10 protein-coding genes are annotated in these 14475 nt (G+C 38.9%); 7 read left to right on the forward strand and 3 right to left on the reverse strand.

Going from position 1 to position 14475, the window contains the following annotated elements; translation table 11 throughout:
• Positions 1 to 9 precede the first annotated feature (9 nt).
• Positions 10 to 2457 (reverse strand): ribonucleoside-diphosphate reductase subunit alpha, encoded by a 2448-nt coding sequence (locus EWU22_RS11895; RefSeq protein ID WP_109323597.1) that lies wholly within the window; start codon positions 2455 to 2457, stop codon positions 10 to 12.
• A gap of 519 nt (positions 2458 to 2976) precedes the next feature.
• Between EWU22_RS11895 and EWU22_RS11900 the strand changes: the two genes are divergently transcribed.
• The 5 genes from EWU22_RS11900 to EWU22_RS11920 all read left to right on the forward strand — a co-directional run bounded on the left by EWU22_RS11900 (position 2977) and on the right by EWU22_RS11920 (position 7450).
• Entirely contained in the window at positions 2977 to 3222 is a 246-nt protein-coding gene (locus tag EWU22_RS11900; RefSeq protein WP_109323601.1) for a type B 50S ribosomal protein L31, read from the forward strand.
• Positions 3223 to 3294: 72 nt separating this feature from the next.
• Positions 3295 to 4437 carry a putative sugar nucleotidyl transferase gene (locus EWU22_RS11905; protein ID WP_130925729.1) on the forward strand — a complete coding sequence of 381 codons (1143 nt, stop codon included), beginning with the start codon at positions 3295 to 3297 and terminating at the stop codon, positions 4435 to 4437.
• 27 nt (positions 4438 to 4464) lie between these two features.
• A complete protein-coding gene (locus tag EWU22_RS11910; RefSeq protein ID WP_130925730.1) occupies positions 4465 to 5598 on the forward strand; it encodes a DNA polymerase III subunit in 1134 nt (377 codons plus the stop codon).
• A 2-nt stretch (positions 5599 to 5600) separates the two neighbouring features.
• Entirely contained in the window at positions 5601 to 6527 is a 927-nt protein-coding gene (gene hemC, locus EWU22_RS11915) for a hydroxymethylbilane synthase (protein WP_130925731.1), read from the forward strand.
• A gap of 17 nt (positions 6528 to 6544) precedes the next feature.
• Positions 6545 to 7450 (forward strand): SDR family oxidoreductase, encoded by a 906-nt coding sequence (locus EWU22_RS11920; RefSeq protein WP_130925732.1) that lies wholly within the window; start codon positions 6545 to 6547, stop codon positions 7448 to 7450.
• On the opposite strand, the gene obgE is transcribed toward EWU22_RS11920, so the two are convergent.
• Both obgE and EWU22_RS11930 read right to left on the reverse strand, forming a co-directional pair.
• The gene (gene obgE / locus EWU22_RS11925) at positions 7447 to 8538 is read right to left on the reverse strand and encodes a GTPase ObgE (protein ID WP_130925733.1); all 1092 of its coding nucleotides are present in this window, start codon (positions 8536 to 8538) and stop codon (positions 7447 to 7449) included. The two genes, EWU22_RS11920 and obgE, sit on opposite strands and share 4 nt — an antisense overlap.
• A 19-nt stretch (positions 8539 to 8557) precedes the next feature.
• Entirely contained in the window at positions 8558 to 9127 is a 570-nt protein-coding gene (locus EWU22_RS11930; RefSeq protein WP_109323631.1) for an adenylate kinase, read from the reverse strand.
• Positions 9128 to 9428: 301 nt separating this feature from the next.
• On the opposite strand from EWU22_RS11930, the gene EWU22_RS11935 reads away from it, so the two are divergent.
• Together EWU22_RS11935 and EWU22_RS11940 are read left to right on the forward strand one after the other, a co-directional pair.
• Positions 9429 to 12644, forward strand: coding sequence for a SusC/RagA family TonB-linked outer membrane protein (locus EWU22_RS11935; RefSeq protein ID WP_394364568.1), 3216 nt, complete (start codon positions 9429 to 9431; stop codon positions 12642 to 12644).
• 33 nt (positions 12645 to 12677) lie between these two features.
• Positions 12678 to 14450, forward strand: coding sequence for a RagB/SusD family nutrient uptake outer membrane protein (locus EWU22_RS11940; protein WP_130925735.1), 1773 nt, complete (start codon positions 12678 to 12680; stop codon positions 14448 to 14450).
• Positions 14451 to 14475 lie beyond the last annotated feature (25 nt).

Below are 14475 nucleotides of genomic sequence, written 5' to 3' on the forward strand. Positions count from 1 at the left end.
AGCTTTTTATTAAGAACCACAGGCCTCACATGCTTCAGGATTGTCTAAAGAACAAGTCATATCGGCTCTATTCTGCGATTCTGCTTCGGTGAATGAAGCAGCTGATGCAGCTTGCTGTCTCGCATACTGCATTTCTGATTCATGCACATTATTAGTTTGCTCAATCGCCACTTCTGCTTGTTTTTCGATAGTGAATTTAATGGCATCAGCAGCAGCTTTGGTACGTAGGTAATACATACCTGTTTTCAATCCTAGCTTCCAAGCGTGGAAATGCATGGATGTTAACTTGCCAAAGTTCACATCTTGAATGTGGATGTTCAAGCTTTGCGATTGGCAGATATAGGCTCCGCGATCTGCGGCCATTTCTAAAATCGTTTTTTGCTTAATCTCCCAAACTGTTTTGTATAAATCTTTTAAGTCTTGAGGAATTTCAGGGATATTTTGAACCGAGCCATTCGCAGAGATCAGCTTATTCTTCATACTCTCATTCCACAAGCCTAATTTGATCAAATCTTTTAACAAGTGTTTATTAACAACCGCAAACTCTCCAGACAATACACGACGTGCATAAATATTAGAAGTATACGGTTCAAAACACTCGTTATTTCCTAAAATCTGGCTAGTAGATGCCGTTGGCATTGGAGCCACTAACAAGGAGTTACGAACTCCATTTTCTACAACTAAGCGACGAAGTGATTCCCAATCCCAACGTCCTGATTCTGGAGTTACTCCCCACATGTCGAATTGGAAAACACCTTTAGAGATAGGTGAACCTTCCCATGTAGAATAAGGTCCTTCTACTTTCGCTAGCTCCATGGATGCTTCCATAGATGCGTAGTAAATAGTTTCAAAAATATCCTTATTCAATTGTTTCGCTGCTTCTGACTCGAATGGCATACGTAACATAATGAACACATCAGCCAAACCTTGTACACCTAATCCGATAGGACGGTGACGCAAGTTCGAATTTCTTGCTTCTGGCACTGGATAATAGTTCACATCGATAATCTTATTCAAGTTGCGAGTTGCCGCTTTTGTTACTTCGTATAATTTATCGTGATCAAATGCCAAGATTCCTTGCTCGTTCATTCGAACGTACTTAGGCAATGCCAGTGAAGCAAGGTTACATACAGCTACTTCATCTTTAGAAGTATACTCCATGATTTCAGTACATAAGTTAGACGACTTAATCGTACCTAAATTCTTTTGATTTGATTTTTTATTGGCAGCATCTTTGTACAACATGTAAGGTGTACCTGTCTCTGTTTGTGACTCCAATACTTTAAACCACAATTCCTGAGCTTTTACAACTTGACTTGCTTTTCCAGCCAATTCATATTTTTCGTACAATGCTTCAAACTCTTCACCATAGGCATCAGAAAGACCTGGGCACTCATGAGGACAGAACAATGACCATTCGGCATTTTCTTCCACGCGCTTCATGAACAAATCTGGAATCCACAATGCGTAGAATAAATCCCTAGCACGCATTTCTTCTTTACCGTGATTTTTCTTCAATTCTAAGAAGTCAAATACATCGGCATGCCAAGGCTCAAGGTAGATAGCAAACGATCCTTTACGCTTTCCTCCTCCTTGATCTACATAACGTGCTGTATCATTAAATACACGCAACATTGGGATGATACCATTGGATGTACCGTTGGTTCCTTTGATGTAAGATCCCGTAGCACGGATATTGTGAATACTCAAACCAATTCCACCAGCAGATTGTGAAATCTTAGCAGTTTGTTTTAATGTATCGTAAATACCTTCGATGGAATCATCTTGCATGGTTAACAAGAAACAAGACGACATCTGAGGCTTAGGAGTACCTGCATTAAACAAAGTTGGTGTAGCATGGGTAAACCAACGCTCCGACAATAAATTGTAGGTATCAATCGCAGCAGCAATATCAGCACCATGAATACCAACAGCTACACGCATCAACATATGTTGAGGACGCTCAGCGATTTGACCTTCTAATTTTAATAAATATGATTTCTCTAATGTTTTGAAACCAAAATAATCATAACCAAAATCACGATCATAGATGATAGCTTCATCCAACTCTACCGCATTTTTTTTGATGATATCATAGATTTCCTTCGAAAGAAGTGCTGCATTTTGACCTGTTTTGGGATCTACATACGTATACAAGCGCTTCATTGTTGCCGAAAAGGACTTCAATGTATTCTTGTGTAAGTTAGAGATAGCGATACGTGCTGCCAATACAGCGTAGTCAGGATGCTTGGTCGTTAACGAAGCTGCTGTCTCAGCCGCTAAGTTATCCAACTCCGTGGTTTTAACCCCGTCATAAAGCCCTGTAATCACTTTTCTAGCAACCTCTAGAGGTTGAACAAAAAATGGATCCAAGCTATAGCAAAGCTTCTCAATTCTTGCTGTGATTTTATCGAACTTGACAGATTCACGTCGACCGTCTCTTTTAATTACGTACATACTTTATATATTAGAAAAATTAGCGTCTCAATTATTCAGCATACAACCCTTTTAAAGCACAAAAGATTCCCATTCTAGAAAATTTCTCATCTAAAACATTCAAGTAAATATCACTTGAAAAATGGTTGGCGGTTTTGTTTTTAAGCTTTAACTTCATCCAAGGATTGCATACTCCTTGGGGGGTTGGGCACTACGTAAAATTAGAAAAAAAGAACACCGCTTGCAAACTATTTTTTCTCCAAAAAAAATAAAAAAATAAGGCTTATTTGAAATACAACATTCAAGTAACCTCATGTCAATTCGTTACGACATCTGCGTCTTTGAAAAGTACCAGAAAATATTTTTTAAGATTTTTTTAAGCAATCAATTATTGGCAAAAACCCCGAAAAATTGTTATACATTTTTTTGGTTTTCCTTATTAAATCTTTAATTTTGCATCCCGAATTACCTAAACCTTCATCCCACAGGTTTCATTATCAAACAACAAGACGGCAGGGAATCGTCATTATACTACCCAACATGAAAAAAGACATTCACCCAGAATACAAAGAAGTTGTATTTCACGATTTATCAGCAGATTACAAGTTTTTAACTCGTTCTTGCGTTAATACAACTGAAACAACTGAATTCGAAGGAGCTACTTATCCTGTATTTAAAATTGAGGTTTCTTCTCAATCACACCCTTTTTACACAGGTAAAAACGTGTTATTAGATACTACAGGTCGTGTGGATAAATTCAACAAGCGTTACGCTCAGAAAAACTAATCCAAACAAAAAACATTACCTTGGCCTCCTCGAACTTGTTTCAGGGAGGCTTTTTTATTGTATTTTTGCCGCATGCTGGAAAATGTCAACTTCTACAATGACCCTCTCCTGGTTCAATCCATGAGGCCATTGAGCTATTATCGATCTCTAGATCAATTATGGCTCGGAACCAGCACGATACAGGATAAATGGAAGTCGTTTATACCAAACAGCCACCAGCCTGCAAATACCTATCTTTCTATTTTGGGATCATTACTCCCCAATCAAGCTGTTGTTTCAGCAATCTCCCAATTAGAGCACAATACTGTTTTAGTTCAAGGCCAACAGGTATTAGCCTTTACAGGTTCAGAACCTCGCCCATCGCAAGATTCCCCATTCTCCGACAAACGAAAAGTAGAATACGCAGGAAAGGCCCGTTGGATTCAACATCCTGAAGATCTTTTAATACATCAAGCTGAGGTCTTGCAGCAAGAAATACAGCCTGCCCCATTTGATGTCGAAAAATATCAATCTCTGGGCAACATCATTTTATCTCCATCGAATTGTTTCATACATCCAAGTGCTCAGTTAAAAGGATGCATGCTGGATGCTAGTTCTGGCCCTATCTATGTAGGCGAAGATGTCAATCTGCAAATGGGAACCATCATTCAAGGACCGGTCGCTTTTTTAAAAGGCTCAACAACTAATTTAGGTGCTAAAATCAGACCTAACACCACCATAGGTCCAGGATGCAAAGTGGGAGGAGAAGTAAATCACTCCATCTTTTTCCCCTTTAGTAATAAAGCGCATGAAGGATATATTGGAAGTTCCGTCATTGGCGCGCATAGCAATATGGGAGCTCTCACCAGTAATTCCAATCTAAAAAATGATTTAAAACCTGTTGCCATCTTTGATTATAGCCTATCAAAGCCCAGAAATACAGGTATCATGGCCCTAGGGCTTATCATGGGCGATTTTGTTACAACAGGCATACACAGTAAGTTCAATACAGGCAGCGTCATCGGTTGCCATTGCAATATTAGTAGCCAAGGTTTCTTACCAAAATTTATCCCTTCTTTTACTTGGGGAGAATATCCCAATGCCCAAACCTACCAAATGGAAAAGGCGAAACAAGTAGCCAGCCAATGGATCAACCTAAAACATCAAGCAATTCCTGAAAATCTAGCTCAGGTCATGGAAGAAATTTGGAAAGAGGAGGCTTCTTTCCGAACTTAGCCTTTTCGTTTACTCATTCCAAAAGGCATGCTTTTTAAGGATATTCCGGGCTTATTTGATATCAAAAAAACATTGAGTGCTGCTGTGCAAAATCAGCATATTGCGCATGCTCAATTGTTTCATGGCTCCTATGGAGGACCTCAATTAGCCTTGGCCTTGGCATTTACAAGCTATTTATTTTGTACGAATCGACAAGGGGATGATGCTTGTGGAGAATGCGCGAGCTGTCAAAAAATGAAAAGAGCAGTTCATCCCGATTTGGTATTCCTTTTTCCGACCATCGTTACAAAAAAAGTAAAAGAACCTGAATCTGACTTATTCTTGCCTGAATGGAGAAATTTTATTGCTGATTCTCCCTATCGAACTTTGCCTGAATGGCTGGTTTATTTAGGCGCAGAAGGAAACAAACAAGGGAATTTTCCTGTAGAAGAAACCCGAAAACTGATTCCAAAGATTAGCTTAAAACCATTTGAGGCGCCTTTTAAAGTTGTCATTTTATGGAATCCTGAATCATTAAATGCCTCTTCAGGAAATGCTCTGCTAAAGACTTTGGAAGAACCGCCTTCTACTACCTTATTTTTATTGGTATGTTCTGATCCTCAAAAATTACTCGCCACCATCCTTTCTAGGACCCAACGTGTAAAAATTCCCATGGTAGAAGAGCATGCCATCGCTGATTTTTTAGTGGAACAATCTTCCATTGACCCTGACAAAGCATTGCAATTAGCCCAAAGCGCAGAAGGGAATATTTCTTGGGCATTAGAAAAGTCGAAAACGGAAAATTTAAGTACTTCCACTTGGTTTGCAGAATGGATGCGAGCCATCTATTCCAAAAACTTGAGCAAGTTGGTGATTTTAGCTGACCAGTTTGACGGTTTTGCCAAAGAAGATCAAAAAGGCCTTTTAGAATATAGCCTTCACGTGCTTAGACAATGTCTATATCAAATTTCGGGTGCCCCTCAATTGATAAAATCATTGGAAAAAGAAAAAAAATTCATTGATAATTTTTCAAAGACTTTAAGTCAAGAGAAAATAGAAAAGATGTCTAGTAAAGTTTCGGATGTACACTACCATTTGGAGAGAAACGCCCGTGCCAAAATGGTCCATTTAGACTTATCCTTACAATTTGTCCGCATTTATCATGCACCACAAAAAGCCTAAACATGCAGCATATTAGAATAGGAACTCGAAATTCAGCATTAGCCTTATGGCAAGCAAACCATATTGGTCACTTGCTAGAAAAGGCAGGATTTAGCTATGAACTAATGGCCATTAGCACCAAAGGAGATCAAGTATTAGATCGCTCTTTATCTAAAATTGGTTCAAAAGGGGTTTTTACGGAAGAGTTAGAAACGATGCTCCGAGAAGGAGAAATTGATATTGCTCAACATTCAGCCAAAGATTTGCCCTCACATTTACCAGAAGATTTAGAATTAATAGCATATACCGAAAGAGAAGCTGCACATGATGTGGTGCTTAGTTTAGACCCTAGCTTACGTTTAGATACAGACAAGAAATTAAAAATTGGCACCTCTTCAACACGCAGAAGAGCATTTTTGAAGCATTTCTATCCACAGCATGAAGCAGTAGAAATGCGAGGGAATTTACAAACTCGACTAGAAAAACTGAAACAAGGCACCTGCGATGCCATGCTTCTAGCCTATGCTGGAGTACACCGCATGGATATGAGTGCTTATATCACGCAACATTTAGAAATAGCACAATTTGTCCCAGCCGTGGGACAAGGCTCAGTGGCCATTCAATGTGCCGTTACTTTGGATCCCAGCCTCAAAGAACAAATTAGGGCCGCCTGTAACCATATAGAAACAGAAAAATGCCTGTTGGCAGAGAGAAGCTTATTGTATCAACTAGAAGGAGGCTGTAGTGTTCCCGTATATGGCCATGCTGTTTTAAAAGAGGATTCTCTACAATTAACGGGCGGTGTGCTGAGTTTAAATGGCCAACAAAAAATAGAATTCACACAAATTGGTACTCATCCTGAAATTTTAGGTGAACATTTAGCGGGAGATTTGGTAAATTCGGGTGCTAGAAAAATCCTACAAGCCATTAGGGCAGAGTTAAATCCATAATCTTGTTGAAATTTCGCATGAAAAAGAAAATTTTAATTACCGGTTCCAATGGCTTATTAGGTCAAAAATTAGTGCAATTGCTCGTCAAGCAAGAGGACATTGACTTAATTGCAACAGCTAAAGGTCCCAACCGTCTTGCTTCAAGTTCAGGGTATACCTATGTATCCTTAGATATCACGCAAGAAAAAGAGGTAATGGATATTTTTCAAGCCTATCAACCTGACGTATTAATTCATACGGCAGCCATGACGAATGTGGATACCTGTGAGGTGGATCCAGCAGGTTGCGAATTATTGAATGTAACAGCAGTACGCTATTTAATCCAAGCCTGCGAAGCTCACGACACATTTATGTGTCATTTATCTACTGACTTTATTTTTGATGGTGCACATGGGCCTTATGATGAAGAAGCTCAGCCCAATCCTATTTCCATTTATGGAGAGAGTAAACTAGCTGCAGAAAAACTACTACAAGAATCATCGATTCGTTGGGCTATCGCTAGAACGGTACTTGTATTTGGTATTGTTCAAGATATGAGCCGAACAAACATCATTTTGTGGGTAAAAAAATCATTGGAAGAAGGCAAATCCATTCAAGTTGTTACGGATCAATTCCGCACTCCTACCCTAGCCGAAGATTTAGCCATTGGCTGCTGGTTGATTGCCCAAAAAGAAGCGGAAGGCGTATTCAATATATCGGGTTCTGATTTTCTAACCCCTTATGAAATGGCCATCAAAACGGCTAATTTCTTTACTTTACCTATAGAATTAATAAAAAAAGCCGATTCTTCTACCTTCCAACAGGCCGCTAAGCGCCCACCTAGAACAGGCTTTGTTTTAGACAAGGCAAAAAAACTCCTAGGTTATCAGCCTAGGAGTTTTGATGAGGGAATTGCTATCGTTGCCGAACAAATTCGGGCTTAATCTTCTTCTATGAAAGGGGATTCTTCTTCCGGTGTAGCATCATCATTTTCCTCTTGTAACGACTTAGCTAATAAAGTATCCGCTTGAAACTTCGCGTTTTCTTCTTGTAAGGTTTTCCAAAGAACATCTTTCAATTCCTGAATACCTTCTTGAGTAATAGAGGAGATAAATACTACCGGCAAATCTGCTGGCAAGCTCGCCCTAATTTCTTCCTGCATTTCTGGTATGGATATATCCATCTTGGAAACTACCAAAACACGTTGCTTTTGAAGCAATTCAGGATTAAATTTCTCTAATTCCCCTAAAAGAATTTCGTATTCTTTACCCCAATCTTTAGCATCGGAAGGAATCAAGAAACAAAGAATGGAGTTACGCTCTATATGACGCAAAAAACGCAAACCTAAACCTTTTCCTTCAGAGGCTCCTTCGATGATTCCTGGAATATCAGCTACCACAAATGATTTATAATCGCGGTATGCCACTACACCTAAATGAGGGACTAAGGTTGTAAATGGATAATCTGCAATCTCAGGTTTAGCTGCGGATAAGACAGAAAGTAAAGTGGATTTACCAGCATTGGGAAAACCAACCAAACCGACATCAGCTAACACTTTCAATTCCATAATCACCCAACGATCTTGGCCTTCTTCACCGGGTTGGGCGTGGCGTGGGGATTGATTGGTTGAAGATTTAAAATGAGTATTACCCATCCCGCCTCTTCCTCCTGGAAGTAATAATATCTTTTGACCTTCTTCTGTTACCTCAGCTAAAAACTCATTGCTTTCAGCATCTTTTACGATGGTACCTAGAGGAACTTCAATGAAAATATCTTCGCCTTCAGCACCTGACCTTCTTCCCCCTTCTCCACCTTTGCCATTATCAGCAATAATGTGTTTTTGGTATTTTAAATGAAGTAAAGTCCAAAGTTGAGAATTCCCAACTAAATAGATGTGCCCACCTCTACCACCGTCACCCCCATCTGGGCCTCCTTTAGGTACGTGCTTTTCACGACGAAAATGGGAAGATCCAAACCCTCCTCTACCAGAGCGGACGTTTATCTTTACGTAATCTATAAAATTGGATGTCATAAGGTATTATACCGGGCTATTAACCCTCAATGATGCGGACAATCTGTCCAAATATTTCTTCAATTTCACCAATACCATTGATTCCTTGGAATTTTCCTTGGGAAGCATAGTGTCCAGCAACTGGAGCCGTTTTTTCTCCATATTCCTGCACTCTTTTACGGATTAGTTCTTCATTTTGATCATCTGGTCTACCTGAAGTCTTTCCGCGCTCTAATAATCGTTGCGTCAATTCTTCTTGATTCACTTCCAGCGAAATCATGTGTTTGATGGATAATTGATGTCCTTCTAACAAGGTATCTAAAGCCTCTGCTTGAGCTACTGTTCTAGGAAAACCATCAAAAATAAATCCAGCGGCCCCTTTATTTTCATTCAATTTATTTTCAATCATTCCTATCACTACTGAATCTGGAACAAGAATACCTTGATCCATTAGTTTCTTAGCTTCAAGGCCTAAACTTGTACCTGCAGTAATCTCAGCACGTAGCAAATCTCCTGTGGACAAATGAATTAAACCATATTTATCAATCAATTTTGCTGACTGAGTTCCTTTTCCTGCCCCTGGAGGCCCAAATAGTACAAGATTTAACATAAAGAATGTAAATGGTTGACTGTTAAACAAGATTAAAAATTGAAGGACAAAGGTAATCAATGCCAAAGGATAAAACCACCATTATCTAAAATATACCTTGCCTTTAAAGTCCTGAGTTCAAGAATAGTATATTAAATAAGTGAAATTTTTTTACCCTAATGTGCTAATCTTTAAATTGTAAGGCCTAACTTGCAGGCGATTAAGTCGATAAAAGGCTATTTTTTATAGACAAAATCAAATTTTCACTCAAATCTTTTACTAAATGAAAACAAATTTCTACGTAAGCAGAGTGGTCTTCTTAATGGCTTTAATGTTATCCGTTTCTTGGGTAGCTTGGGGTCAGGACCGAAAAGTATCTGGTACTGTACAGGACGCTAAAGGCGGCGGTATTCCAGGAGTATCCGTCTTAGTTAAAGGTACAACCACCGGTACAACCACCGATGGGAATGGAGCATTCTCCATTACAGTTAAAAGTGCTAACGCTGAATTAGCGGTTAGTTCTGTAGGTTATGTGGCTAAATCTGTTCCAGTAGGAAACAGAACTAGCATCAGCATCACTTTAGATGAAGATGTAAGCCAATTAAGCGAAATCGTTGTTACAGGTTATGCCTCACAACGTAAAAAAGACATCACAGGGGCGGTAGCCGTTGTTAGTTCGAAAGAATTAACTGCAGTTCCATCTGCTTCAGTTACTCAAATGTTACAAGGCCGTGCGGCTGGTGTAACTGTAGGTAATGACAACTCTCCAGGTGGTGGTACTATGGTTCGTGTACGTGGTTTTGGTTCCATCAATAACAACAGCCCGCTGTATGTAATTGACGGAGTTCCTACTCAAGGTACTTTGAACCAAATCAACCCAAGTGATATCGAGTCAATGCAAGTATTGAAAGATGCTTCTGCGGCTTCTATCTATGGTGCACGTGCTGCGAATGGAGTTGTGATCATCACAACAAAACGTGGTGGTGAAGGTGAGCCAAAAATCAACTTTGACATGTACACTGGTACACAAGATGTTGGTAAAACATTGGACTTATTGAACACAAAAGAATTAGGTCAATTCTACTATGAATCTGAAATTGGTGCAGGTAAGCCCGCTGGAACTTCTCCTTCGGCACAATACCGTTTCGGAGCAGATGGTTCACAAACTATCGCAGATTACATCTATCCAAACGTATATGGTTCATTGCCTTCTAATTATACATATACAAATGATATAGCTGATCCAAACTTAGGTAAAACAGCTTTCAATATCACTAAAGCTAACAAGGAAGGTACTGATTGGCAACACGTTATTTTTGGGCCTGCTAAAATCTCTAATTACCAAATTGGAGCAACAGGTGGATCTAAAAACGGTAAATATGCAATCTCTGGTTCATATTTCAGCCAAGATGGTATTTTGAAATATACTAGCTACCAACGTTATTCAGTTCGTGCTAACACTGAATTCAAAAAAGGTAACTTGACTTTTGGTGAAAACTTCACTGTATCATACGACGAGAAAGTAGGTGTTCCTTCAGGAAACAACAACGAATCAAACCCAATCATGTTTGCTATTCGTATTCAACCAATCATTCCAGTATATGATATCACAGGTGGTCCAGTAGGATTAGGTGGTACTAACACTTCTGATTTGAATGGTTTTGCTGGTTCTCGTGGATCTAACTTAGGTAATGCTCCTAACCCATTGGCACGTCAGTGGAGAGAAAAAGATAACCCTACAAAAGGTAGCCACATTTTTGGTAACGTATTCTTAGAATTCGAAATTATCAAAAACTTAAAAGCTCGTACTAGTTTAGGTTTTGAATACAATAACTATAACCAGTCGGCTTATTTGAACCGTGATATTGAAGCTGCTGAGCCAAGATCTGCTAACAGTTTAACTGTTTCTAACTCATATGATCGTGCTGTAACTTGGTACAATACATTGAACTACAACAAAACGATTGGTGATCATACATTCAACGTATTGGTAGGTACTGAAGCTGTTTCTACGTATGCATTTGGTTTCAATGCTGCTCGTTCAAACTTTGCATTTGATGATTTAACTTACCGTTATTTGAACAATGGTTCTGCTGCTGGTTTATCCAATGCAGGTTCTGGTGCTACAATGACTGCTTTGTTCTCTCAATTCGGAAAAGTAAACTACTCATATAAGGATTTCTTATTAGCTGACTTTACTTTACGTCGCGATGGTTCATCTCGTTTCTCTTCTGCATACCGTTATGGTACGTTCCCTGCATTCTCTGTAGGTGCTCGTTTGACAGAATTAGCTTTCATGAAAGATTTGACTTTCGTAAACGACTTGAAAGTACGTGGTGGATGGGGTAAAACTGGTAACCAGTTGATTCCAAACGTATACAATGCTTATACATTGTTTACTCCAAACCCAGATAACAACGCATATGATATCGGTGGTTCTGGTAATGCTATTGCTGCAGGTTTTGATATTTCTCAGTTTGGTAACACATCTGGTCGTTGGGAAACAAATACTTCAACTAACATTGGTTTAGATGCAAGTTTCTTCAACAACAAATTAGATGTTGCATTTGACTGGTATACTCGTACTACATCTGATATGTTAACTCAAGTACCTATTCCAAAAACAGCTGGAACGGCTACTATCCCTTATGTAAATATTGGAGAGGTTAACAATAAAGGTATTGATATCAACGTAACTTACCGCAACCAAATTGGTGAACTTAGATATGCTATCTCTGGTCAATTCAGCCAGTACAAAAACAATGTTGTTAAGTTGAATGATGACCCGAACGCAACTATCTTCGGATTCTCTACTCGTCTTCCAGCAATTTCTGTAACGAAAGCAGGTTTACCTATCGCTAGTTACTATGGTTACATCGTAGATGGTGTTATTAAAGATGACGCTGAAGCTGCGTCTGCTCCTAAATTTGGTACTTATACTCGTGCGGGTGTATTCAAATTTAGAGATGTGAATGGAGACGGTGTTATTACTGCTGCGGATAAAACTATCATTGGTAGCCCACACCCAGACTTCACTTACGGTTTGAACTTAAACTTAGGATACAAAAACTTTGATTTAACTGTATTTGCTCAAGGTGTTCAAGGAAATCAAATTTTCAACTACTTGAAATACTGGACAGACTTCAATACATTCCAAGGAAACCGTTCTAAGGATATGTTATACAACTCTTGGAAGAAACAAGGTGACGTAGCTTTATTACCTCGCTTGAACTCTCAAGATGGTGTAAGTCAGCAAATCTCCTCGTATTTTGTTGAAGATGGTTCTTACATGAGAATCAAGAACATTCAATTAACTTACAATGTACCTTCAAGCGTAGTTAAGAAATTAAAACTAAGCTCACTTCAAGTGTATATTCAAGGTCAAAACTTGTTCACCTTTACTAAATACAAAGGTTTAGATCCAGATATCAACTTGAGAACTTCAGGTAATGACAACCAAGATATCCACATGGGTATTGATGAAGGTGCATTCCCTGTTGCTAAATCATACAATGTTGGTTTAAGAGTAGGATTTTAATCTAGATATCATTTGAAAATAAATCATAAAAAAATGAAAAAGTTAATCACATTCGCATTAGTAGCGATCGTCGGACTGAGCACTTCTTGCTCAGATAGTTTCTTCGACATTCAGCCACAAGGAGCGGCTTCATTAACCTCCTTGAGCAACAAGAATGGAGTGAATGCATTATTGATTGGAGCGTACTCATTATTAGACGGCGTTGGTGCTGGTAATACGGGTCGTCAATCAACGATCTCCAATTACGTATTTGGTGGTATCACTTCTGGTGATGCTGTAAAAGGTACTGATATTGGTGACCAACCAGAGCAAGAGTATATCGAGCAATTTGTTTGGTTATCTGATAACACTTACTTCTTAGGTAAATGGCAACACACATATGATGGAGTAGCTCGTGCTAACGAAGCTATTTTATTAGCCAAAAGCCCAGATGTGAAAGACATGACAGATGCTGAGAAAACGCAAGTAGTTGCGGAAGCTCGTTTCTTACGTGGTCACTATCACTTCGAAGGTAAAAAGATGTGGAACATGATTCCTTACATTGATGAGACTATCTACAAGCGTGATGATCCAAACTCAACTAAAATTCCAAATGACAAAGACATTTGGCCAAACATTGAGGCGGATTTCAAATTTGCTATGGAAAACCTTCCAGCTACTCAAGCTCAAAAAGGTCGTGCTACAAAATGGGCAGCTATGACCTATTTAGCTAAAGCTTATATTTTCCAAAAGAAATGGGCTGCTGCTAAAACTTTGTTAGAAGATGTTTACAAAAATTCAGGTAAGAAGTTAATGACTAACTACCATGACAACTACAGAAACATCACTAATAACAACGCAGAATCAATTTTCGAAGTTGAATTCTCTGTTAATGATGGTTCTACTGGTAACAACGGTAACGCGGGTGATAACTTAAACTGGCCATATTCAGCTAACTCTCCAGGTCGTGGATGTTGCGGATTCTATTTACCATCTCAAAACTTGGTAAATGCATTCAAAACTTCTGATGATGGTTTACCATTAATTGGAGCTAAAGCAGATGGTACAGCTGATACTTACAATGCTATCGACTTACCAAATGACCAAGGTTTCAAATCTAACCAACCATTCACTTTGATGAAGTCTGTACCAGTTGATCCTCGTTTGGATTGGACAGTAGGTCGTCGTGGAGTAAACTTCTTAGACTGGGGTGTAATGCCAGGATACGATTGGATTCGTAACCAAAACTACTCTGGACCATATATTGGTAAGAAATGGATGTATTACTTAGCAGATGAAGGTAGCTCAACTCACTCGACTAACAAGCGTGCAGTTAACAACAACTACCGTTTATTGAAAATGTCTTCAGTTATCTTATGGTTAGCTGAGTGTGAGGCAGAATTAGGCAACTTAAGTGGTGCTGAAACTTATGTAAACATCATCCGTAACCGTGCTAAGAATGGTTCTGTTCAAGATGCTTCTGTGAACTATGTAGTTAATCCTTATCCAACTGGTACATTTGCTGCTAAAGGAAAAGATTATACATTGAATGCAGTACGTATGGAAAGCCGTTTAGAATTTGCAATGGAAGGTCACCGTTTCTTCGACTTAGTTCGTTGGGGAATTGCAGAGCCTTATTTGAACAAATACTTAGCTGAAGAAGCTGTTAATGGTAAAGATATGGCAGGTAACACTTACAATAAAAGAGGTTACTTAGCTGGTCGTAAATTTACTGCTAACAAAAACGAATACTTCCCTCTTCCAAATGATGAGATCTTAAACTCTCAGAAAGATGGAAAACCAACATTGAAACAAAACAACTACTAGTCGTTTATTTCATGTTATTTAAAAA

The sequence above is a fragment of the Aquirufa nivalisilvae genome (assembly GCF_004307455.1).
In the GTDB taxonomy this organism is placed as follows: Bacteria; Bacteroidota; Bacteroidia; order Cytophagales; family Spirosomataceae; genus Aquirufa; species Aquirufa nivalisilvae.